The following is a 24,694-nucleotide window of genomic DNA, read 5'->3' on the forward strand; positions in this document are numbered from 1 at the left end:
TTACCGTTGTGCTCTCGCCCTTCACACGCTTGAAGAGGGAGTCTTCTGGCGGGAAATGATAAAAAGCTAACACACCCATACTTGTTTTAGTCATTTCTTATCTTGCTTATAATTAGAAAAACAGGTAATCAATCTTTCCTGTTATACTCCCAAAAATCTAACATTCTACTGTCAGAATAAACTCTTCCAATCAACTCTTTTTAAAAGGTTCACTTAAAATCTCTCCACTACTTTACTTTCTACAACCTGCATAATATCTATCAGCTTCCAGATTTCATATGTTGGCTTAATTCCTAGATTATTTTCCTTTCGGTGCGGATTGAACCAACAGGTGTCAATCCCGTAATCTATTCCTCCTTGAATATCGGAGGTCAAAGAGTCGCCCACAATTAAAACTTTAGCTTTGTCTGTAATCTGTAACTTAGAGAACGCGTAATCGAAAATACCCTTTGCAGGTTTCTGGAATCCCGCCTCTTGAGAAATTATAATATGCTCAAAAGTATCGCTAAGAGGAGAACCGCCAATTCTTGATGTCTGCACATCGGTGAATCCATTAGTAATAATAGCTAGACGACAATCTGCTAGATTCTCGCAAACTTCCACAGCTCCCTGTATAAGATGGATTTCCTTACTCAAATAGTTAAGATACACACGGCTGAACATCTCTGCCTCGATGTCAAGCTCATGCTTGAGGAACAACCTCTTAAATCTCTCCACTCCTAGATCTGATAGATTAGTAAGTCCCTGTTCCAATTCTCTCCATAATACCCTACTAATCTCTTGATAACAGGCTTCATAATCCTTGACTCCTGTAGGTAAACCGAACTCAAGGAAGGCTCCATTTAGTGCCCTTTTTTCCGATATACTAAAGTCTAATAATGTATCATCAACATCGAACAATATAACCTCGTATTTCATTAGTACCTCCATTATTCATTACCGACATGTTTGAACAACTATCTCAATTACTTTTCATAAAAATAACATGAATTAGCTACCTTTTTTATTAATTCCATCCATTGAACAAAATTAGGGAAAATGACCAAGAAACAAATTTCAAATGGTAACTTATAAACAGAAAATATTCTAGTGGCTATTTCATCTCCTAGTGATTTTAGCTGCTAGGAAAAATAATGACAAAGTAGCTCCTGTTTTTTGGAGCTACTTTTTTCTCTATATATTGTAAATACAATATTTAGTGTACAATAGTTCCATCTAAATTTTCACATATTCCGTTAGATTGTGGTAAACAACTTATATTCATTGATTTAGGTTAAGTGGGGAACTATGTGCTTAGTAATTATGTATATAAAGCACATGATAGGATATATGATTGTCGCACTACCTTTTTTTAATAGATAGATTAATTTTTATTAAAAAACACAAAAACAAATAAAAGTTTAAAATGAGGTAGTTTTAACAATTTTCGTCTTATATATTGTTGGTTTAACCTCACAAACAGTCATTCCTAGATGGGATATGGGGATTATTAGTAATACAGGTGAACTCTATTTTGATTTATCAAGTGATATTTCAAAAAGAATTTAATACCTTTTCACACTCTCTATCAATATTTTTTTGAATTAAATGCGAATGTAGACGATTGGGGCAGTATATCACTTTTGAATATTTCTGCAAATATGCTTTTATTTTCACCAAAGGGTTTTTTCGTGCCGTTAATCTGGGAAAGATGGGTTTCTTTTAAAAAAATATTTTTGTTAGGTCTAAGTGTCACTTGTATAGCTGAAGTTTTTCAATTTTTTGTAGCACAGATATTGACGATGTAATTTTAAATACAGTGGGTGTGATAATAGGCTATTGGGGTATTTTATTTCTTAAAAAACTTAAAGTAAGGGATAAGAAAAAAAGACTAGCTGGACATTGTAATATCCAACGAAAAGTAAATACTTAAAGGATTCATATAGTAACCTGGTGGATTCTTTGTCGAAATTATGGATGAGAATAAAGGAATTCTTGTTGAACCATAAAAAAATCCCTATCCTTTCTATAACTTTATAGAAAGAATAGGGTTTTTCTATTTTCTATTATAAGAACATATTGATGATGAGTACACCAGCCAGTCCTACTAGGGAAATAATGGTGACCATAACGGACCAGGTTTTAATGGTTTTACCTATTGAAAGGTTAAAGTATTCCTTGTAAATCCAAAAACCTGCATCATTCACATGAGAGAAAGTTATACTTCCTGCACCAGCAGCTAAAACCATAAGTTCTGGACTCACACCTGTGGCCCCGACAAGCGGTGCTGCAATCCCAGCCGCAGTCATACCAGCTACGGTGGCAGACCCAATTGCTACCCTTAGGATAGCAGCTATTAGCCAAGTAAGGATTAATGGAGAAAGCGTTGATTCAGCCATGATACCTGCGATATATTGATCAATATGACTGTCTATCAGTACTTGTTTGAACGCACCGCCACCAGCTATGATTAATAGAATCATAGCTATTCCGCTGACCGAGTCTGTAAGGGATTTCATGATTTCATTCATTTTTTTACCTCGATTAAGACCAAAGGTAAAAATGGCAAGAATAACAGAGATTAAAAGAGCCACAGCCGGATTACCTATAAAATCAACAACTGGCATAATCGATGATTTAGGCATAAAGATTTCTACAAACACTTTAATTGCTATCAGAATCACCGGCATGAGGGATGTAAGAAGACTGGTTACAAACCCTGGCATTTCTTCCTCTTTAAATTCTTTAGGATTAAATAGCTCTTTTGGAATATCCGCTTCCAAATCTTCTTTCTTAAACAATTTCGTAAATAACGGCCCACCAATAATAATGGCAGGGATCGCAATGATGATCCCGTATATTAAGGTCTTACCCAAATTTGCCTCAAATACACTGGCTACCGCTGTTGGTCCTGGATGTGGAGGAACAAATCCATGCATCGTGATAAGAGCAGCTATAACAGGCATACCGATATACAATACAGGTACTCCTGCTGCAATAGCAATCGTAAATACTAATGGAATTAAAACGACGACTCCTGTTTCAAAGAAAAGGGCGATCCCAACAACAGAAGCTGTAAGAACAGCAGCTAGTTGAACTCTCTTTTTCCCAAATGCTTTGATGAGTGTCATCGCTATTCGTTGGGCCCCACCAGAATCGGTCATCAACTTACCGAGTATCGCCCCAAAGACGATGATTATAGTGAGATTACCCAGCGTTCCACCCAAACCACTTTGGATGGATGCCATTGCAGCATTCGGTGTCATTCCTTCCATGATCCCCACTACTAAGGAAACAATAAGCAAGGATATGAAAGCGTTTAATTTAAAAGCAAGCATTAATACTAGCAATAGGGCAACCCCTATACAGATAGATAATATCGGCATTTTTTATCCCCCTTGTCTTTTAAGTGAGAGTTGGCTGCTGCTGCTCCAGCATCAACCAACTCTTTCACTTCTCTTCTATATCACGTCTTAATTTTGAAGCAAACGAACAAATTTCGTCATGACCGGTTCCATCGCTTCTTGCATACCCGCCATAATAGCCGATAGATGAGCCGCCTTCTGTTCCTGTTCAAAAGCCTGATTTAAATACGAGGTGGCCGCCAACGATACCTCTGTATTTACATTTACTTTGCATATCCCTCTTGCAACAGCCTGCTTGATAATCTCATCTGGTGTACCAGATCCTCCATGAAGAACGAGAGGGATACCAACTAGCTGGCGAATCTCCTCTAATAGATCTAGGTCAATATTCGGTTTTCCCGTGTACATCCCGTGTACTGTTCCGATTGAGGCAGCCAGAAAATCGACGTCTGTTTCCTCGACAAACTCTTTAGCAGACTTTGGATCTGTCAATGTGCCGTCTCCTTCTTCTTCATCTGAAAAAGCGCCGCGGGCAACCGATCCAATTTCAGCTTCTACACTGACACCCGCCATATGTGCAATCTCCGTGATTTCTTTTGTAAGGCGGATATTTTCCGTAAGCTCATATTTTGAACCATCATACATGACCGATGTAAAACCGCACCTGATTGCCCGAATAATCGATTCCTTTTCATACGCATGATCAAGGTGAAGAGAAACTGGAACGGAAGATTTCCCTGCGAGTGTTTTTACTAATGCTGCAAAGCCTTCCACATCGACCGTATCAAAATATCGCTCTCCTAGAGCAATGATAACCGGATGATTTTCTTTTTCTGCAACAGTAATCGCTGCCTGTACGGTTTCGAGATTATATACATTAAACGCAGCAACACCATATTTCCCATTTTGTGCTGCAGAAAGAATTTCTTTCGTATTGACAAGCATGCCTATGCCGCCTTTCTATTTGTATTCGCTTACAATCACCCTTGTAAGCGGCAAATGCCGCTCAACTTACTGATGCAGCAGTTCTGCCACTTCTTTTAAGGTTGTTCTTGACCCAACATTTCCAGGAAAAATCACATAAGCTATCCCAGGAAATTTGCTTTCGCTCCCAGTCAACCAGACCGGAATACCAGGCTTTATTTGACCAGCTACCGTTGCTCGCTTAACGCTAAGGCCATTCGTCCCTATATCACTTGAAGTAATGCCGCCTTTGGCAATAATAAAACTTGGACGTACTTCAAGATGCTTGACGATGCTTGTCACAGCATCGGAAATCTTCACTGACAGCTTCAATTCTTCTTCTTTTTTGTTTTCACCAAGATCAAGACGCTCCCGCTTCGTATATACTGCAACCGTTTGGCCTTTACGAATAAGTTGCTCGCTCGTCTCTATAATCCGTTGAATTTCCGCTTCAAACTTATCCGGATACAGCACGAGGTGGACATCGAATTCGATGAACTCAATGAAATTACATGTTTGAAGAGCTTCAAATTGCTCCGTTGTTTTTTTCACATGTGAGCCAATCATAATCAGACCGCCATGATCAGAATGGTCTTTCATAAGTTCTTCTTTCGTTAAAAGTGCTTTGTCACTCACGCCTCCGATGATTTTTGTTAAAGCCGCTGCACTCCGGAACATGAAATGCTTGCCTGCTTTTAGGGCTCGGATTAATGCAATCACCACGACTTTTGCATCAACATATTCAACCGCATTAACAATGATCTTATTAAAATCTTTAACTGCCATCAGTTGACTAACTAATCCATCAATATCAAGATCCCGAATGCTTTCTAGCGACAGATACACAGCATCTTCCGCTTTAAATGCTCCGTTTGACTTTTCTTCTGCCCATTCACCGAGATGCGACGATTTGTAACCAAAAGTCCTGTCTTTCGCAAATTCAGTTTCACCAGCCGGCACTAAGTCATGTTCATCCTGCACGTAATGAATGTTATTAATCGTAAAGCGACCGCCTTCTTTAAAGAAGGGCATGATGACTTCTCCATCAAACTGCATATCTGATTGTGCTTCGACCGTCTCTTTCAACACCTCTGTTTCAAGAGGATAATGACCACGCAGCGTTGAGTCCCCACGACTGATAATGATGAATTCTTTGTTTTGCTTTTCAGCTGTGTGCTGGATGACACTTGCGATTTCCTTATGTGCTTGTTCAGTTTCAGCAGCTGTAAAGCCTCTCGAATTTGTCAAAATGAAAAACATTGAATTCTCTTCAGCGAATCCCGCTTCGATACTTTCAGCCGACCAATCTGTATAAACGGAAATACCGTGAACGGTTTGAACTCCCGTTGGATCATCATCAAGAACGATGATTTTTTTATTGAAATCTTGCAGTTCCTTTGCGAGTAGTTCATTTACAACCATTTCATCCGGAACTGTCGGCAGATTGGCAAATGTATTCTTTACGTTTAAATTGTTTGAATAAGTCACTGTCAATTTACACCCTCCTTACTTCCACGTTTGCCAGTTTTTCATAATACTGCACGATACCGCCATGGTCATCGCCCGCTTTGCCGTCTACTTTAAGCGCATGAAAAATTTCTAGAAGCTGGCTTGATAGTGGAAGTGGAACTCCGATTTCATGAGCTGTTTCCATTACGTTTGTGATGTCTTTTAAATTAATATCAATTCGTCCTCCGGCTACGAAGTTCCTGTCAAGAATAAGAGGTACCTTTGCATCGAGTACAGCGCTTCCAGCAAGACCGCCGCGAATTGCATGGTACATTTTTTCCACATCAATACCCGCTTTTGCTGCAAGAACAAGTGCTTCGGACATAGCCGCGATGTTTAGGTTAACGATAATTTGATTCGCCAATTTTGCTGTGACACCGCTGCCATTCTTGCCAACTAATGTAACATCCGTCCCTACAGAGTGGAGAACATCTTTAACAGATTCGAATACGCTTTCTTTTCCACCAACCATAATCGCCAGCGTCCCGTCGACCGCTTTCGGTTCACCGCCGCTTACCGGAGCATCCATCATTTCAACACCCTGTTTAGCTGCTTCATTTGCAATTTCAACCGATACGACCGGTGAAATAGAGCTCATATCAATGATTACCGTTCCTTCTGTAGCCGTTTCCAAAATACCATTTTCACCAAGCACGACTTGTTTCACATGATGAGAAGCAGGCAGCATCGTAATAATGACATCACATGTCTCACCCATTTCAGTTGGTGTACCTGCTTTTGCCCCTGCTTCTACAAGCGCCTCCACAGTTTGCGTATTAATATCGTAAACAGTTAATTCGTAACCTGCTTTAAGTAAATTAAATGACATTGGTTTTCCCATGATACCCAATCCAATAAATCCAATTTTTTTAGTCAATTCCAATTCCCCCTTCTTCTAATAACACTTTTAATGTGTTTTTTAGACAAAACTGCTTAAGTGCAGCTACTTTTATATGAGAGGACCTTTTCCCAATTCTCAGTCCAAAACTTGATTTATAAAGCGTTTTCAAAACCTTATAATCGATTGTACACATTTTTTATAATTTTGTATACATTTTTTAAAAAAATGTATACAAAAAATTATACTTTTAAATAACCCTACTTAAACTTATACTTTAAGGTAAGAACAAATCATGATTCGGGAGACGATTGTATTGGTAAAAAAAGATAACGTTCATGCCTATGTACAGGCTTATGAATATATAAGAGATCGGATATTGAACGGAGAATTAGAACGTGGAACGAAGCTGGTCGAGGAAAGGCTAGCAGAAGAAATTGGTATTAGCCGGACGCCAGTGCGTGAATCCATTCGTAAACTCGAACAGGAAGGGCTTATTAAACAAAAACGCGTTGTGAACCCAAGCGATATGGATCTTCGTCATATTTTTCAGGTGCGAATATTACTGGAAGGATTTGCAGCACGCCATTGTGCTAGTTTCATGACGGAAGAAGCGCTTGTAAAGCTCAAAGAGTGCGTGGAAATTGGCAGCACAGGTAATACGGAAGAAGTAATGTCAGCGAATAATGAATTTCATGATATTATTGTAGGCGCAACTAACAATCCTATGATGATCGATATAATTGACCGAATGCAGTCCATTATTTATTTGTTCCGGAAAACAGTTGTCTATCATAAACGGCCGTTTTTGATTGAGGAACATCATGATATTTACAAGGCCATCCTTCTTCATAACGGAGACGAAGCGGAGCGATTAATGAAAGAACACCTGCAGAATGATTTAGAATTTTGTTTAAACCGAATGGAGACACAGCAATAAAAAGACATTTTCCTACCTCATTTAAAAATGTTTTTCCCTTGTAAAACTAAAAATAATAACTAAGCAGAATTTTTATTTTTTATCAGTAAGCCATTCATCTTTTAATAAACCGAATACAGTTCTATCAAGGTATTCATTATTCACTTTATCCCTTCATTCTGAATTTTATTAGGATAGCCATACTTTCAAATTAGTGGTCGCAACATTTTCCGACTTAATTCAGTTGTAAATCATTAAATCTGGAAACTTCTAAATCAAAAAGCATCTGCTTAAACAGATGCTTTTTTTGCTAGTTTCTTCTATTATATTTAGAAAATATTTCATACAAAAAATCCCCGTTCGAAAAAGGGTGCTTTTTCAAACGGGGCATTACTTTAATTAATTACTAGGAAAAGAAAAATCCGTTTTATTTTCGATTTCTTTAGATTCTGGCCATCTTTCTGAAACGGTTTTGGTTTTTGTGAAAAAGCGGACGGTGTCTGGGCCAAACATGTGGCCTTCTCCAAATTTTGAACGTTTCCATCCACCAAAGTTGTGATATCCTACTGGGATTGGAATAGGTACGTTTACTCCTACCATCCCTACTTCAATTTGTTCAGAAAATTTTCTAGCAGCAGCACCGCTTTCTGTAAAGATCGTGACACCATTCCCAAATTCGTGATTATTAACTAATGCAATAGCTTCATCTAAGTTATTAACACGTACTACAATACGAGCTGGGCCAAACACTTCATCACGATAAATTTTCATTTCAGGAGTAACATGATCCAACAGTGTTGCTCCTAAATAAAAACCTTTGTTTGTTTCGCAAATTTCTGGATTTCGACCATCCACACATAATTCTGCGCCTTCTTCAAGACTTTCATCTATATACTTGATGATTGTATTTTTCGATTCTTGAGTAATAACGGCTCCGAAGTCTGCATTCTCGTCGTTATATGCTCCCACTTTTAATTCTTCAACACGAGTTTTTAATTTTGCCACGAATGCTTCAGCTGTTTTTTCGCCAATTGGCATTGCTGCTGAAATTGCCATACAACGTTGGGAAGCCGATCCATACGCAGCACCTAGGAAGGCATTAACCGCTTGATCTAAATCAGCATCAGGCATAATGATCATATGATTCTTTCCGCCACCAAAAGCAGCGACTCGTTTATTATTTCGGCATCCCTCGTGATAAATATATTCAGCTACCCTGGTGGAACCTACAAAAGAGATAGCATGTACTTTTTGATTTTTAAGTATGGCATCAACTGCTTCTTTATCACCATTAATAATGCTCCAAATCCCATCTGGCAAACCAGCTTTTTTCCATAATTCTGAGATGAATAAAGCTGCATTCGGAACACGTTCAGATGGTTTCAAAATCACTGCATTACCACATGCAACCGCCATCGTCGTCATCGCAAGCGGCACCATTGCCGGGAAATTAAATGGAGAGATCGCTGCAACCACACCTAAAGGTTGTTTCATGGAGAAAGCATTGATATTTCCCCCAACATTGACCGAATATTCACCTTTTAACATATGCGGAGCGTTAATAGCGAAATCAACAGATTCAATCCCTCTACTAATTTCCCCTTTTGCATCATCGATCGTTTTCCCATTTTCCAAACCTATTATATTGGCAAGTCTTTCTGTTTCTTCTACTAAAAGACTTCTGAAACGGTGGATGACCTCCACTCTTTTTCCGACAGAGGTATTTTTCCATGCTGTAAATGCCGCATGTGCCACATCAACTGTCTCATTCACATCTTCTACAGAAGCATATGGACACAAATTAATTACTTCACCCGTTGAAGGGCTATACACATTACCAAAGCGTTCACTTTTCCCCGCTTTCATTTCTCCGCCAATAAAATGTGTTAATTTCTTTATATCATTTTTAATTGTAGTCATTTTTATTCCTCCTAATTTTTATTAGATACTAAACCATCATTTTTACTTGCTATTATTTCTTTGACCATTAGATATACAGATGCCATATCCTGCTCGCCATATCCTTTTTCCACAGCCTCGGAATATAAATCAATTAACTTATCCCCAATTGGCAATGGAGTCTGGTTTTCGTCTGCCATTTGTTTTGCCAGCTTTAAATCTTTTAATAAGAGATTTGTTGAAAAACCTGGATTAAAGTTGTTTTGTGCAATATGCCCTTTATAGTTTCTTTCATATATTCTGCTTTGACCGAAACTAACACTTAAAACATCATAAATCGTATCTGCTTTCACGCCCATTTGTTCTCCAAGGGCAACAGCCTCTGCGACAGCTTGTGTATAAAAACCAATCATTAAGTTATTTAATAGTTTAATAACGGTCCCCACACCCACACTTTCACCTAAATGAAATGGATTGTCACCCAATACTCTCAGTAATGGCAGAGCTTGTTCATAAACCTTTTTGTCTCCACCCACCATGATCGTTAGGGTGCCATTTACTGCCCCAGAAACGCTTCCACTTACTGGTGCTCCAAGATAGTCGATTCCTTTTTCCTTGGTAATGGCATATATCTTTTCATTTAATTGAGGAGAAATGGTACTAAAATCAATAATAGTTAGAGCAGAATCTGCGTTTTCAACGATTCCACCATCTCCTAAGTAGACTTTCTCAACAATTTGTGGAGTAGGAAGACTTGTCATGACAATGTCTACTTGCTTAGCCAAAAGCTCAGTAGGGACACCTATTTTTCCACCATCTTGTGAAAACTTCTTTTCTGCATCAGAATTTGTATCCACACCGTAAACGGTATATCCAGCTTTCACAAGATTAGTAGCCATGGGCAGTCCCATATTTCCTAAACCAATAAAAGCTATTGTTTGAAATTCCTTCATATAGTTCCCTCCATATTTATTAATTGTTTTCATGTTAATAAAAAATTGTATATAACAAGACCGCTAAAACCAATGCGATCATTGGAACAACAACACTCAGAATAAAAATTGGCTTATAAGCCCGTTTATGTGTCTCATTACTTACTACTCTAATGGTTGTGACCACATAACCGTTATGCGGAAGCGAATCAAGTCCACCAGAAGCAAGTGACGAAATACGGTGCATTGCCCCTGGATCTAACCCTTGTGCATTATAAAGAGGAGCCAAAATTGGAAGTGCGATTCCCAGTCCACCTGATGCTGAGCCTGTAACACCAGCAATAATCGTCACAGCAGCCGCTAATCCTGCGTATGCCATTCCAGGCATACCAACAAGCGAATCTACTATATATGTAAATGCTTGTGACTCTTTTGCAACTGCACCGAAACCAACAACTCCACAGATATTCGCAGTTGCAATGATAGCGTTTTCACTTCCTTTACCAAAAATCATCCCATATTTCCGGGTATATTTATTCATCAGTACTAGCCCAACGATAACCCCTAAAAATAAAGCCACTAACGCTGCACCAGTTGGAGAAAGAAACTTTGACACGATATTCAAAACAATGACTACTACAACCAAGGGTAAAATAGAAATCAGAATATTCGGTAATTTTTCATCCTTTTTCATTTCTACCGTAGCTGCTGTTTCTGCTAATGCTGCTCCACCCGTTTCCGAATTCGGCAAATTGAAAAACTCTCCATCTTTCACTGCTTTAGAGACCATGCTCTTAAGCCAAAAACCACCTAGAATCATGATAAATACAGCAATGATAACACCAATCAAACCACCTGCTGTTGGCTGAGTATTAAAGAATTCCATAGGTATCAAATTCTGAACTTCTGGTGATCCTGGTGAAGTCATTGAGAATGAGATAGATCCAAATACAATAGCACCTGGAATAAATCGATGAGGCAGATTTGCTGCTTTAAATAAAGAGACTGCAATTGGATATACCGAAAATGCGACGATGGCAATACTTACTCCACCATAGGTCATCAAAGCACAAGCTGTAACAACAGCAAACACCGCTCGGTTAGCGCCTACTTTGATTTTTATCCATTCTGCAATTGCGTCTGCAGCTTTCGTTTCTTCCATCACCTTTCCAAACACAGCTCCAAGTAAATATACTAGAAACCATGAAGCAAAATATCCGGTGAACCCATCCATGTAATTAACTGTAAGCGCTTTCTCTAAAGGCAACCGGCTTGTTAATGCTAGGATTGCTGAAGATACTAATGCAGCAATGATGATATTAACTCCTCGCATAGTAAAAATAATTAATAAAATTAAGGCGGCAAAAAATCCTATAAAGCTAATGACCATTTAGCACCTCCACCATTATTTAGTTTTTTTGATTCGACTCTTACCTATAAACAATGCAATAACTGTGCCACATTTGATTTATGTGAAAACACACAATTATTTTAAATTCCTAATAAAAAACTGTATAACTTATTATACAGTTGTAAAATATTTTGTTCAGTTGTCTAATCAAGTAGACAATTCTATGTTATATTCCTTCAATTTATTGTATAAAGTAGCTCTTGAGATCCCTAATTTTTTTGCTGCACGTGTTTTATTTCCCTTTTCTTCTTTAATAATTAGAAGTAATAATTCTTTTTCCTTATTTAATCCTGCATTTTTAAGGCTTTCAAATGAGTTAAAACTTTCAAGTTTCGTTTTTTCCATTGTTGTGAATTCTGGAATCTGCCTTTTTTGTTCTAAAAAATAGCGCTGAAAATCATCAAAATAAATATCATGGCCTTCTACCAATGTAACTAGCCTTTCTATTACATTCACCAGCTCCCTGATATTTCCTGGCCAATCATACTCCATCATAGCTGCTACCGTTTCTCTACTAATCTCTTTAGATGGTATCTTATATTTTTTACAAATTAATTTAATAAAGTGACCAATAAGAAGTGGAATATCATTTTTCCTTTCCCTTAAAGGTGGAATATAGATGGGAATGACATTCAAACGATAATAAAGATCTTCTCGGAATTTATTTTCTTTTATCATATCCTCGATTGGACGGTTGGTCGCAGCAATAAGTCGGAAATCGACAGAAATAGGCTTTGATCCACCAACTGGTTCTACTTCTCTTTCTTGCAGGACACGTAATATCTTTGATTGCATATGTAAAGGCATATCACCAATCTCATCGAGAAAAAGGGTCCCTTTGTGCGCTAAAAGAAACTTCCCTGGTTTCCCTTTTTTCTTTGAACCAGTAAAAGCCCCTTCTTCGTAACCAAATAGCTCCGATTCTAATAATTGTTCAGGTATAGAAGCACAGTTAACACTGATAAAAGGACCTCCGCTGTAATTACTAAGGGAGTGAATTGCCTGGGTAAATATCTCTTTTCCTACTCCACTTTCACCCGTTATCAATATGGATGCAGGTGACTTTGCTGCACGACGAGCAATGTTTTTTGCATGTGCAAAGCTTTCACTCTCACCAATGACTTGAGCAAAGGTTATTGGATCCTCTTTTGGAGGCTGTTGTTCAATATTAATGTTAGAAAGTGAAGGATTTTTTGTGACTTGTAAGTCCTGGATTCTATCAAATATCCTATATAATTCAGATACCCCTTGAAAAACGAGTATCCCTATCCCACCGATTATTTCATTATTCCTCCAAATAGGAATACGATGAGCAACCACTTCCTGTCCTTGCAAAAATTGAACTTGATTCCGTTCTGGAATTCCGGTTTGAAGAACAATATGTAAGCGGGTTCCTTCTATTACACTTACTACATGTTGACCAATAGCTGCGCCTTGTTCCACCCCAAGATAACTACTATATGCTTTATTAATCATTTTGACGAAACCATTTTTATCAACTACAATAATACCTTCATAAATATTATCAAAACAAACATTGAACCATTCTACCTTAGTTTCTAGCAAGTTCATTTTGTGATAGGTTTGGGCAAGAACTTCTAAAATTTCATGCTGAGTCAACACACCTATCAAAATATTTTGATTATTAACAACAGGAACACTAGCTTTAGTCAGTGGCGAAATGTCTGATAATATTTCTTGAAAGGAAAGCGGTTTAATCCTCCGGTCATAATGTATTTCGATTGACTCATCTAGGGAAGTGTCTTTTAACAAGGATTGCATAATCATAGATAAAGATAATACACCAAGAAAATGTTGATGTTTATCAACAACCGGTACCTCATTCAATTGATTCTTTATAAGAAGCTCCGCTGCATCTTTTAACGTAGTGGTATTACGCAAAAAAACAAAATCTGTTTTCATCCAGCGCGCAACTTCTAATTCGTCTCGCTGAAAATGCTCTTTATGTTCTACTAAATTATGTCTCATTGTTTCCCCTCCCCCAAAAATATAATATTTGGTAGATACATTCTATCTTTTTGTAAAATAATCACATATATCCAAATTATATCATCCCTTCTTGCCCAAGTGAGTTTTAACTCTAGACGTATTTTGATAGTCGAAGCATAAGCATATATGCACTAAAAATGAGGGGTCTAGGTTAATCTAGATCTGATCCAGGAGGGATGAAAAATCGGCTCCATCATTGGATTAGACATTACATAAGGAGAAAGTAAGACAAGCTTAAAGGAAGCCTTAGGAAAATCACTATTGATTACTTACGCTTGAAGAGATTTCAACAGGTAACATTATCAGGGGCCAGTCGTTCAGTTCTTAGAGGAGATAGACTACAGTATCCGTTTTACTGCTAACATCGAATGTATGAAAAAGCTCATTCGTTGTATTAACATAGAGTAATAATTTCGCTCCATACGCTAAGCTTTTAGCGCTTCTTGTTCAACCTTTTGCATAAATTCCTGTACTACCTTATTGTTGCTTTTCTCGCTACCTAGTTTCAACATTGCTCTACCTACAAAATTAACTCCTTTGTTTTGCCCCTCATAAATAAATTTCGTGTGTGTATCATCGATCTTAAGCAACGTAAACGTTAGAGTAATTTCAAAGGCCTTTCCTAAAACAAAACTAATTTGCTTCTGCTTTTTATCCTCAAGGTCTTCATACTTTAATGTTTCAACGATATAGGTTTCCAATCCCTTTCCTTCACGATAACTTTGCCTATGCTTTGCGCCCACTTCCTCTTCCTTCTTTTCAATTAGTGTATGCTCCTCCACTTTATCCATAATTTTCTTAATATTTTATCAAAAAATAAACTCCACACATTTTCAATATTACTCTCGATTATCCTTTCTTCTTTCCATTGGATCATTCATTTTCCTCCTTCCCTGATGCAAGAAACTCATCAATCTCATCCGCCTGAAGCCATAGGTCTTTTATTTGGATTTGTATTTTCTTTCTTTTCTTTATCAACAATTGTTCTAAATTTGCAAATGACTCATCCTCCATTACAGTAATCATTTCCTGAATCGTAAAACGTTATTGAGAACGATATTTTGCGACCCGCTAACCTGTTATTTCTAGGAAGAATCACCATTCCCTTTCAATGCCTAAAAAAATTAAAAAATAAAACGGCAACAATCTGAAATATTAGCCTGAATTGATTCCCTTACTATTTCGTTTGCTTTTTCTTTTACGTATAACAGCTATCACCAATAAAGACAGCGGAATAATAGTTTGTATTAATACTGCATAAATAGGAAAAGTTTCGAGGTTAAAACGCTCCAAGTCCATTGAGTTAGGCATTGACCAAAAGCCGAAAACTATCATTAAGATTCCTAACGGCCATATAATGGGCCGATAATCCGAAAGATTTAACCACTGTGCGGTACCTAAAACAGTGGCATAATAAAACACAGAAATTTTCACAAAAGCCCCTACTACCCAAATGGCCATGACGATGGACTCCATATGTTCAAAAAATTCGCCAAAACTGATGTAACGAGCTACGTTCATCAGAGGATAAACCTTAGTGTGTGTCGTTGTTCCGAGTACAAAAAGAACGACAAGATTTACCACAACTAACGTGATCATCACAGCAAAGACCGTCAACATTCCATACTTCATTCCTTTTTTCTTATCCGCTAAAAAAGGAAGGAAAAAAGTCATAAGAAAAAACTCCGTGAACCATCCACCCGGAACAATTGAACCCTTGATTGGAGGCATAATCCCATTCCCTAATATAGGGAATATATTCTTAAATTCAAAATCGGGGAACACCAAAATAATTGCAATAAGCAGTGGAAATATAAAAAGAGGGACAAATAATTGGGCAGCTCTCCCTATTCCTTCTAAACCACCTTGTACGACGAAGGCACAGAGGACTGTCATTGTTCCCATGATCACGATTATTGGTGTATTAATTAGAAAGGAGTCCACTACAAATTCTGCATACTCTTTGATAATGATTCCCGTGATCTGGATATAAAAAAACAAGAATATAAAACCGATGATTTTCCCCGCTAATCGGCCAATGATATGTTCACTGAATTGGATAACTGTTTGTTCCGGATAAAGTTTGTGCAGTTTATAAGCGATATACACCGTCACATACCCCATGAGGGACGCAAAAATAGGGGAAAGCCAAAAATCCGTTTTGGCAAATTTCGCTGTGACGCTTGGAATCCCAAGAATAGCGGTAGCCACGATAGTAGGATACAACATGACTGCCATTTGTAGTGATGAAATTTTGCCTTTCTCCATCATCTTTCTCCTTTCTGTGATAGTATGGAAAATCGAAATCACGCAGCCCAAAGATCGATTCACTTTGCATAAACTCTCTTAACGGTTTTATAAGTGCTCCCGCCCATATAACGAGCCCCACCAATATCAAGAGAAAATCTAATTCAGCGGGTTTTCGTTCCCTTATTTCGCTTCCTTACAAAAGCAATCACCAACAAAAGCAGAGGAATAATCGTTTGCATCAAAATTCCATGAAAAGGGAAGGCGGTGATATCATAACGACTAACTTCCATAGAGCTAGGAAACGACCAAAAGCTGAATTCTACAATTAATATCCCTATCGGCCATACAACAGGCCGATAGTCGGAAAGATTCAGCCACTGGGCGGTACTTAAAGCAGCCGCATAATAAAACACAGAAATTTTGACAAACGCTCCTACTACCCAAATGGCCATAACGGCGGATTCCAAATGTTCAAAAAAGTCGGCAAAGCTGATATATCGAGATACGCTCATCAGAGGATAAACCTTATAGGGTGTCGTTGACCCGAGTACAAAAAGAACGATTAGGTTTACCACAACTAACGTCATCATCACGGCAAAAACAGTCATCATCCCGTATTTCATTCCTTTTTTCATATCCGCTAAAAAAGGGAGGAGAAAAATAATCAGAAAAAACTCGCTGAACCATCCACCCGGTATAATAGCACCCTTTAGTGGAGGCATAATCCCATCCCCCAATATCGGGAATATATTCTTAAAATCAAGATCTGCACTCAGTAGGATGATTAAGAAACAGATCGGAAAGATAAAAACAGGTAAAAACAATTCGGCAGCTCTCCCCAACACCTCTATACCTCCGCGTACGATAAGTGCACAAAGGATTACCATCGATGCCATGATCACGATAATCGGGGTATTGACCATAAAAGAGTCGACAATAAAGTCTCCGTAACCTCTTAGGATTTCCCCCGTGATAGGGATATAAAAAAACAAGTATAACAAACCGAGAATTTTCCCCGGAATCCGACCAATAATTTGTTCACTGAATTGGATAACCGTTTGTTTCGGATAAAGTTTGTGCAGTTTATAAGCGATATACACCGTCGCGTACCCGATGAGGGCAGCTAAAATGGGGGACAGCCATAAATCATTTAGAGCATATTTTGCTGTGATGCTTGGAGCCCCGAGTATAGCTGTAGCCACAATCGTAGGATACAACATGATCGCCATCTGCAGGGATGAAATTTTACCTCTCTCCATCATCCTCCTCCTTTCCTCTGCATAAGGTAAACGATATCCGCCTCAATCATGGGCCTTTACTTTTCCATAAACTCTCCAAACGGCTTAAAAAAAGTTACAATCCATGCAGAAGGTCCTGACATTTGTTGAATATTGAACATGGACAGAACCAAACCCATGAGGAGCAATGAAAAAAAAGCCATTTTGTCTTTTTTAGGATTTTGTTTTATTTTCGGCCACTCATACAAAATGATTAGAGCTACAATTACGGTTGTACACAAAAATGTCCCCCATCTCACTTGTCCTTCACCTCTTTCTCAGGCAGCCCCGCCGGTTTGTCTATATAGCCCTGTCTGCGAATATGGGCCACAACATCAATTTCCACTTCAATCTCCTCAAATATCTCATTCCAGTGGTTTTCGATTTTATTAAACTGCTTAGGATATTTCCGATAGAAATCTCTACCTAACCCTATAATGTCAGCTTTCTTATTCTGAGTGTGCAGAAAAGCCATCTCGATACGCTTTTCTATCTCTTTTTGATAAGATCTTTCTGCATCCTTTAGTGCTTTTGGACTTGAAAGAATCATATTCGTTCCATTCTGAATAACAGATCCTTCTGTATTAACCTTCACTAGCAATTTCCATTTCTTATTTTGAATTTGTGGAACCAGCTTGACTTGTGCCGACACAGGATTTAAAGATATCTCCCCTTTCTCACCTTTGGGTTTTAGGGTCACTGTGTAGGATTCTATTTCATCTCTTAACCACAATATCCCTCTTGTTTCTTTTTCCGTCATCGTGCCAGTCATTTTATCTTTATTTAACACGGCTGCTCCGACAATGTATGGAATCCCCTGTAATTTCTTTTCACCTTTCCCAGGCGGTAAAATGTCAATTAACGGAAGTGCAGCAGCGTGAGATTTACCTGTTAACATTTCATCTAAATTCTGTAATGTGACCCGCATCCCTATATGTAAATCAGTTAGTTCCCTCATCACCTCCCCTGAATAGGTTTCTAGAGGAGGCAATGATTCAAGGATAGGCTTAGCTTTTCCTTTGCTGACATACACATATGCTCTCTCCCTTGGCTGCGGATGGCGCAGCAAGAAATCCAGATGCTCTTGTATTCCTTCCTTCGCTACCTTTTCGCCGAATACAAATACTTTACATTGTCCCCAAAAAATTTTGCGTGGAAGCTTGCTTTGAAGCTTAGACAATGCATCTGAAATATTGGATCCTTTTTCGGATCTAACCAATGTTGTAGGTACTCCACCGCCTCCACCTGGCCCGCCTTGACCGCCTCCGCTGCTTAATGACTTAGGGATAAATACTTGGATGGATAGCTCGATTTGATTATCTTCCTTTTTTTCGATGGCTGCTGCTGTGACAATCGCCAAATCATTGATTTCCACTCGATCCCAACACCCGCTTACTAAAGGGATTGTTCCACAAAAGCCCAGAAAAAGCAGGACGCTTTTCCTGAAGTGACGCCTCTTTACCTTCTCCAATATCCTTGATCGCCTCCAACCAGTATTCACTCCGTTTCACTTCCCCTTTTGGGTTTTGGCCCCTGATCTGGAGACTGACGGTATACGTTAGATTTCCCTGTAAAGCTCGGGCGTGTATCCATCATCCACATAGGAGATCTCCATAGTACATCTTTCAGTTCTTTACCTTTTAAAGGTGCAAGTGGTGCTAAATAGGGAACACCGAAGGAGCGCAAGTTGCACAAATGAATGACTATAGCAATAACTCCCATTATTATGCCAAGCAGTCCTAAGGTACCAGCAAGCAGCATTATTGGAAAACGCAGCATCCTTATCGCAATTCCAGCAATATAACGAGGCATCATAAAAGAAGAAATCCCCGTAATCGCAACCACAATCACCATTGGTGCTGAAACCAACCCTGCTTGTACGGAAGCTTGACCAATCACTAGCGCTCCAACAATGCTGACAGCGGAGCCTACCTGCTTTGGCAATCGAACCCCTGCCTCTCTTAGTGCTTCAAACGTAATTTCCATGATCAATGCCTCGATAATAGCAGGAAAAGGGACCGCCTCCCGGGATGCAGCCATGCTTAGCAGCAGTGCAGTTGGGACCGCTTCATGATGGAACGTCAAAATAGCAATATAAAAGGAAGGAAGCAATAGAGATAACACCATAAAAATATAACGTAACCAACGGATGAGAGTTCCTATCATAAAACGTTGATAATAATCCTCTTGTGATTGAATCAAAGAAAAGAAAGATACTGGAGCAATTAAAGTAAAAGGGGTTCCTTCTACAAGAATGACTGCCCGTCCCTCCAGCAAGCACGAACAGGCTACATCCGGCCGTTCTGTTGACAAGATCTGAGGAAAAGGTGAATACGGATTGTCCTCAATCATTTCCTCGATATATCCACTTTCTAAAATACCGTCCATCTCAATTCGTTCCAGCCGAATCGTAATCTCTTCAATCAGTGCTTTATCCACAAGTCCATCAATATATGCAATCGCAACAGTCGTCTGAGTATACTTCCCGATTTTCATCGATTGCATTTTAAGAGCAGGACTTTTAATAATACGTCTCAATTGAGATGTATTTACCTCTAGAGATTCATTAAATCCCTCTCGCGACCCCCTAATTCCTCCCTCTGCAACAGGTTCTTCAATCGCCCGTTTTTCCCATTTCGACAACCCTAAAGAAAATCCATCACGCTCCCCTTCATATAGAAGGATCGGATTTCCAATGGAGATTGATTCAATGCAATCCGCTATCATTTTCACTCTTTTCACTTTTGAAATGGGCATTTTATGTACTAGAAAGTCATTTAATGGTTGTGGCACATTTACTGATTCCTGCATGAGTGGAGAAAGCACATATTCTTCTATCCCCTCGATGTCTGAAAGACCCTCAATGTAAATAAGCATTGCTCTCGTTTTACCGAAAAGTAAGAACGAACGGAACATGACATCTGAACAATTATCATAAATCAAGCGAAGCGTTTCTACATTTTGACTAAACTCTCCATTAAGAGGGTCCTCCGGTTTAGAATCCTGGTAATTATTTTGTATTTGAGGTTTTTTTTCTTTCGTCTTTCTTAACAATTTACTCACATTACGAATCAAGCTGGTTACCCCCATTTTTTTGCAGGTCGCTCTAACTCCATTTTTCTATGTTTCTTCATCCAGGATATTTTATACAGAAAATCCTAAAACTCACATAACATAATTTTCATATTAAAAAGATTTATCATGATGAAAAATAAAGAGAAATGGTAGTAAAATTAATATACTTGTTAGCGGCAGGGGATTAAAATGATAGCCAGCAAACTTAAAACTATAGAAGAAACTCGTCAAAAATAACTCTTTTACTCAAACTGAGTATTGGCTGTAATTCCCTCACCTCATTTTCAAAACTACGTTCCATTATGACCTGATTTATCCCCAGTTCCTTAGCATTTATAATCATTTCCTCCAACTTCATTTTTTTAACTCATCTTTCAATAACATTCGTAAATATATAAATAAAGTTCGTAAAAGTATAACTTTTACGAACTAGGTAGATAGAATATTTTAATGCTTCATATGCTAAGCCTAAAAATAATGACCTTTGATGTTACATTAAAAGTTGGATACAAGATTTATACTTAGAAAAAAATGATAATGAATAATGTGTCTGTTCTTCATCCTCACAGTTTGAATGATACATTAAGATGTTAGTTTTATAGATTCTTCATTGATAGTTATTTCTATGCTACTGTTATCAGCTGATCCTCTTTTATCCATTTAATGAGCGATATTGATGCCATCGCCATTATTAATCATCGAGCTGGCTCTTGGAACCATGATTAAGCTTTACTTTGGTGGAAATACTCTGTGGACGGTACACGAGGAACAGTGGAAGAGCCGGTTATGATTGTTAAAGAAGTACTTCTCCTAAAAATACCACCGCAGCCGATGCAATGCATCGTTGCGTGATTTTCAAGTCTGTAGGGTTACTGATATCTTAGATTGTCATGCTGCCAAATCCACCGTCCACTCGAATTAGTGTTCCTGTGACAAAGCTTGATGCTCTTTCAGAGGCAAGCCACACAGCAGCGCCTTGCAATTCCTCCGGTGTACCAAATCGATTCATTGGCGTATGATTCATAATGGACTCGATTCGTTCAGCGCTTAAGATTTTGCTATTTTGTTCAGCTGGGAAAAAACCTGGAATTATAGCATTGACACGAATGCCGTTCGGAGCGAATTCACGTGCCAAAAACTGTGTCACGCTGTTAAGCCCTGCTTTTGAAACAGAATATGTAAACACCTTGGATAATGGCGTGGTCGATGAAACAGAAGAAATATTAATTATACTGCCTGTTCTTTCCTGTTCAATCATCTTCTTCGCAAAGATCTGGCAGGTTAACACGATGCCTTTTAAATTGACATCCATAATGTCATCCCATTCATCCATTCCGAGTTCAAAGAACATTGTTGAACTATTTTTTCCCGGTGCATTCAGAAGAATGTCCCAACCGCCGGACCATTGTTCAATTTCATCTGCCGCTTTCAATAAAGAATCACGTGAGCATACATCAGCCTGAAAAGCCTTTGCACTTCCACCGCTGCTTTCAATTTCCTTAACGACTTCTTCCGCTTTCTCAAGGTTTCTTCCGACAATCGCTACATTAGCGCCTTGTGCGGCAAATCCTTTGGAGATGGAAGAACCTAATACGCTGTTTCCGCCAATTGCAACGGCTGTTTTTCCAGTTAAATCAAATAAATTTGTCATTCTACTATTCCTCCTATTCAGCCAATGCTGTCCTCTGTAACTCCAAGTTGTCCTTCTCCCGTAGCTTCCAATACTCGGAACTATGAACGGCTTTTTCTTGTTAAGATTCAACAGTCATTCGAGTCCGTTCCACAAGGCGGTCAAGCCCGCTCCATTACGTCTTTTTATTTGTTGGTCAATAACGTTTGTGTAAACCCTTTAAAATCACTTTAAAAAAAGCCTTTATTAATTTGTTTACCAGACAAATTAATAAAGTGAATAATATCATTATCGTTCTTCCGTAAATCCATTTGGAGCATTACTTCCTATCAATTTATGTTTACATATTGAAGAACAGCTCCCAAAACAAAGCTTATGAAAGAGAAAGAATAATAGAGCATGATAGCGTAAATAGTGAATGATGTACGTTTTCTTAACTATTGTTATCGCTTTCATCGATGTTGACTCAAAATTATCCATTAGTTGATAATAAAGGCAACAACACAACAGGAGGCGATAAAATGAAAAATCTCATTCTTTCCTTAATTAACAAGTTGGAAGAGTATGGTGAATTTATACCGTTTGATCTTTCTGAACCAGTCCGAAACAATTCACAAAAATAAATCGTGAATTGTTTTTTTGTCTTCCGATATCTTCTTTGCTTGATGCCAATTAAAATAACCTCTCAACAAAACCCCAGTTGCTGTTTAGGTTCCTTAATTCTGCTTTTTCCAATTTATTATTTTATTATTAGAACCAATCAGAATACCCTAGTTTTCGTAAGTGATCCGCAGAAGTTTTGAGGCAATCAAATGGATCACGGCCATATAGTTCATCTTGCTCAATGAGGAAGTACTGTGAGCCACTTTTTATACCGGCTTCAATAATAGCTTTGAGATCAAGGCTTCCTTCACCAAGCTCTGCGAATTGAATCACATTGTTAAATGCTTGAAAAAACTTACCTTGGTCAAATTCATTTTCAAAACCGCTCATATCAATTTGTCCAATACGATAATCTTTTAAATGGATCAATGAGATGCGGCCTTCAAATTTATTGATTACCTCAACAGGATCTAATCCGCCTCTCTGAATCCAGTGTACATCCAATTCAAATCCAATCTTGGCAGTGTTATTCTTGATAATATCTAATAAATATTCACCATCATATTTTTGGAATTCAATATGGTGATTATGGTAGTACAATTCAATGCCGTGCTCTGCTAATTTCTCTGCCGCTTCGTCTGCTTTTTTTACAAAACTCATGATTTTATCTTTATCCCCGATTGTCGTAAAGGGCAGCATGCCGATTCGTAAAAAATTGCAATCCAATGTTTTGCAATCGTTTATAATCTTTTCAAAATCATTCGTTAATGTCTCCCCTCCCATTCCTGGCAGCATGGGTTCTAAAGCTGCAGATAGAGCGGCGATTTTTATATTGAAATCTTGGCTGGCTCTCTTTAACTCTGCAACATTTTCTGCAGTCATCGGAATTTGTGAAACCTCAACAGCATGAAAACCAAGCTCCTCAATTTTTCTCATTGTTTCATAGACACCTAATTCTTCTACTTTCCCTTTAAGCATCATCATTTGAACACCAATTTTAGCTTTTCCCATTATTTTATCCCTCCATGAATATTGCTTGTTTCGTTTCTGATGATTTTCGAATAGCTTCAATCATTTTTATCGATTGAACGGCTTCTCTAGCATGAATATAATCTTGAGTGTCAGATAGAATACTTTCATAGAATATATCAATTAATTTGGCATGGCTGGCACCATAATAGAATTTTGAGCCGGGCATCTTCGCATCTTCTGCTAATCTTTTTACCTTTCCCTCTTCATTTACGCTAAATAGAATACTGTCTTTAATCGTAAATTTCCCCTTCTCCAAAAGTACTTGTAACTCCACGCTGTCGTTTTCTGCATTGGCAATTGTAGCAAAAAACAGCCCCTGTGCTCCGTTTTCAAACGTAATATGTGCAGTGGCTGTATCCTCCACTTCAATTTCATAATCCAGCAGCTGAGCAACTTCCCCTTTTATCGAAGCCATTTCTCCACCGATCAGCTGCATTAAATCCAATGTGTGAAGAGCTTGATTGATCATCACTCCACCGCCGGCACATGCCATTTTGCCGCGCCATGGCTTCACTTCATAATAGGATGACGGTCTATTCCACGATACTAACCCCTTTACACCAAGTACCTTGCCATATTCTCTGCTTTCTATAATCCGTTGAAGCTTTTCAAAAGATTCATTGAAACGATTCTGTAAACACACACACAACCTTATATTCTTGTTTTCTTCCTCTAGTTTTACTAGTGCTAGTCCCTCTTCCGTGTTCAAGCCCAAAGGTTTTTCCTGAAATACATGTATCCTTTGTTCCATACAATATTTCGTTACAGGATAGTGCAGGTCGTGAGGCAGACAAATATGGACACAATCGACTGCCTCTTTTTCAATCATGATTTGATAATCATTGTAAAATTTAACACCAGGTACAGAATCTTTTAATGTTTCATCGATATCACAGACAGCACTCAACTCAACATTCGGGTTAGCTTGTATTGCAAGAATGTGTATGTAAGAAATATCTCCAAGCCCGATAACTGCTGTTTTCAACATAAGCTAATCTCCTT

22 protein-coding genes are annotated in these 24,694 nt (G+C 38.3%); 2 read left to right on the plus strand and 20 right to left on the minus strand.

Going from position 1 to position 24,694, the window contains the following annotated elements; all coding sequences use genetic code 11:
- Nucleotides 1–213 precede the first annotated feature (213 nt).
- Complete coding sequence (locus JFV29_RS08630) at nt 214–918, minus strand: YjjG family noncanonical pyrimidine nucleotidase (protein WP_201182509.1); 705 nt, start codon at nt 916–918, stop codon at nt 214–216.
- Nucleotides 919–1,547: 629 nt separating this feature from the next.
- On the opposite strand from JFV29_RS08630, the gene JFV29_RS31630 reads away from it, so the two are divergent.
- Nucleotides 1,548–1,787 carry a VanZ family protein gene (locus JFV29_RS31630; RefSeq protein ID WP_201183466.1) on the plus strand — a complete coding sequence of 80 codons (240 nt, stop codon included), beginning with the start codon at nt 1,548–1,550 and terminating at the stop codon, nt 1,785–1,787.
- 258 nt (nt 1,788–2,045) lie between these two features.
- On the opposite strand, the gene JFV29_RS08640 is transcribed toward JFV29_RS31630, so the two are convergent.
- The 4 genes from JFV29_RS08640 to garR form a co-directional block, all read right to left on the minus strand.
- Nucleotides 2,046–3,365 carry a gluconate:H+ symporter gene (locus tag JFV29_RS08640; protein ID WP_201182512.1) on the minus strand — a complete coding sequence of 440 codons (1,320 nt, stop codon included), beginning with the start codon at nt 3,363–3,365 and terminating at the stop codon, nt 2,046–2,048.
- Nucleotides 3,366–3,452: 87 nt separating this feature from the next.
- A complete protein-coding gene (locus tag JFV29_RS08645) occupies nt 3,453–4,289 on the minus strand; it encodes a class II fructose-bisphosphate aldolase (RefSeq protein ID WP_201182514.1) in 837 nt (278 codons plus the stop codon).
- A 66-nt stretch (nt 4,290–4,355) separates the two neighbouring features.
- A complete protein-coding gene (locus JFV29_RS08650) occupies nt 4,356–5,729 on the minus strand; it encodes a four-carbon acid sugar kinase family protein (RefSeq protein WP_201183468.1) in 1,374 nt (457 codons plus the stop codon).
- A 73-nt stretch (nt 5,730–5,802) separates the two neighbouring features.
- The gene (gene garR, locus JFV29_RS08655) at nt 5,803–6,693 is read right to left on the minus strand and encodes a 2-hydroxy-3-oxopropionate reductase (RefSeq protein WP_201182517.1); all 891 of its coding nucleotides are present in this window, start codon (nt 6,691–6,693) and stop codon (nt 5,803–5,805) included.
- A 277-nt stretch (nt 6,694–6,970) separates the two neighbouring features.
- Here garR and JFV29_RS08660 point away from each other — a divergent pair, with 277 nt between their 5' ends.
- Nucleotides 6,971–7,594 (plus strand): GntR family transcriptional regulator, encoded by a 624-nt coding sequence (locus JFV29_RS08660; protein WP_242486802.1) that lies wholly within the window; start codon nt 6,971–6,973, stop codon nt 7,592–7,594.
- Nucleotides 7,595–7,972: 378 nt separating this feature from the next.
- Here the strand turns inward: JFV29_RS08660 and JFV29_RS08665 are convergent, their stop codons facing one another.
- From JFV29_RS08665 to JFV29_RS08730, 15 genes are all read right to left on the minus strand, one after another.
- Nucleotides 7,973–9,493 carry a CoA-acylating methylmalonate-semialdehyde dehydrogenase gene (locus tag JFV29_RS08665; protein WP_201182520.1) on the minus strand — a complete coding sequence of 507 codons (1,521 nt, stop codon included), beginning with the start codon at nt 9,491–9,493 and terminating at the stop codon, nt 7,973–7,975.
- 11 nt (nt 9,494–9,504) lie between these two features.
- Nucleotides 9,505–10,425: an NAD(P)-dependent oxidoreductase gene (locus JFV29_RS08670; RefSeq protein WP_201182523.1), complete on the minus strand. Its 921-nt coding sequence runs from the start codon at nt 10,423–10,425 to the stop codon at nt 9,505–9,507.
- Nucleotides 10,426–10,459: 34 nt separating this feature from the next.
- On the minus strand, nt 10,460–11,794 hold the full coding sequence (locus JFV29_RS08675) for a GntP family permease (protein WP_201182524.1): 1,335 nt from the start codon (nt 11,792–11,794) through the stop codon (nt 10,460–10,462).
- A 168-nt stretch (nt 11,795–11,962) separates the two neighbouring features.
- Entirely contained in the window at nt 11,963–13,804 is a 1,842-nt protein-coding gene (locus JFV29_RS08680; RefSeq protein WP_201182526.1) for a sigma-54-dependent Fis family transcriptional regulator, read from the minus strand.
- 446 nt (nt 13,805–14,250) lie between these two features.
- Nucleotides 14,251–14,616 carry an SRPBCC family protein gene (locus tag JFV29_RS08685; protein WP_342366521.1) on the minus strand — a complete coding sequence of 122 codons (366 nt, stop codon included), beginning with the start codon at nt 14,614–14,616 and terminating at the stop codon, nt 14,251–14,253.
- Between the two features lie 82 nt (nt 14,617–14,698).
- Nucleotides 14,699–14,851 carry a hypothetical protein gene (locus JFV29_RS08690; protein WP_242486803.1) on the minus strand — a complete coding sequence of 51 codons (153 nt, stop codon included), beginning with the start codon at nt 14,849–14,851 and terminating at the stop codon, nt 14,699–14,701.
- 129 nt (nt 14,852–14,980) lie between these two features.
- Nucleotides 14,981–16,093: a GerAB/ArcD/ProY family transporter gene (locus JFV29_RS08695; RefSeq protein ID WP_342366522.1), complete on the minus strand. Its 1,113-nt coding sequence runs from the start codon at nt 16,091–16,093 to the stop codon at nt 14,981–14,983.
- Between the two features lie 143 nt (nt 16,094–16,236).
- Nucleotides 16,237–17,334 carry a GerAB/ArcD/ProY family transporter gene (locus JFV29_RS08700; RefSeq protein ID WP_201182528.1) on the minus strand — a complete coding sequence of 366 codons (1,098 nt, stop codon included), beginning with the start codon at nt 17,332–17,334 and terminating at the stop codon, nt 16,237–16,239.
- Nucleotides 17,335–17,390: 56 nt separating this feature from the next.
- Nucleotides 17,391–17,594, minus strand: coding sequence for a hypothetical protein (locus JFV29_RS08705; RefSeq protein WP_207205095.1), 204 nt, complete (start codon nt 17,592–17,594; stop codon nt 17,391–17,393).
- 14 nt (nt 17,595–17,608) lie between these two features.
- Nucleotides 17,609–18,727 carry a Ger(x)C family spore germination protein gene (locus JFV29_RS08710; RefSeq protein ID WP_342366525.1) on the minus strand — a complete coding sequence of 373 codons (1,119 nt, stop codon included), beginning with the start codon at nt 18,725–18,727 and terminating at the stop codon, nt 17,609–17,611.
- Entirely contained in the window at nt 18,714–18,842 is a 129-nt protein-coding gene (locus JFV29_RS30960) for a hypothetical protein (RefSeq protein WP_274606935.1), read from the minus strand. The genes JFV29_RS08710 and JFV29_RS30960 overlap by 14 nt, the downstream gene beginning before the upstream one ends.
- Nucleotides 18,843–18,849: 7 nt before the next feature.
- Nucleotides 18,850–20,427, minus strand: a complete 1,578-nt coding sequence (locus JFV29_RS08715; protein WP_446728212.1) for a spore germination protein — start codon at nt 20,425–20,427, stop codon at nt 18,850–18,852.
- 880 nt (nt 20,428–21,307) lie between these two features.
- Entirely contained in the window at nt 21,308–22,078 is a 771-nt protein-coding gene (locus tag JFV29_RS08720; protein ID WP_056523305.1) for an SDR family oxidoreductase, read from the minus strand.
- Nucleotides 22,079–22,807: 729 nt separating this feature from the next.
- Nucleotides 22,808–23,671 (minus strand): sugar phosphate isomerase/epimerase family protein, encoded by an 864-nt coding sequence (locus JFV29_RS08725; protein WP_201182534.1) that lies wholly within the window; start codon nt 23,669–23,671, stop codon nt 22,808–22,810.
- 4 nt (nt 23,672–23,675) lie between these two features.
- On the minus strand, nt 23,676–24,680 hold the full coding sequence (locus tag JFV29_RS08730; RefSeq protein ID WP_201182536.1) for a Gfo/Idh/MocA family protein: 1,005 nt from the start codon (nt 24,678–24,680) through the stop codon (nt 23,676–23,678).
- Between the last annotated feature and the right edge of the window lie 14 nt (nt 24,681–24,694).

The sequence above is a fragment of the Peribacillus sp. TH16 genome, assembly GCF_016651095.1.
GTDB lineage: Bacteria > Bacillota > Bacilli > Bacillales > DSM-1321 > Peribacillus > Peribacillus butanolivorans.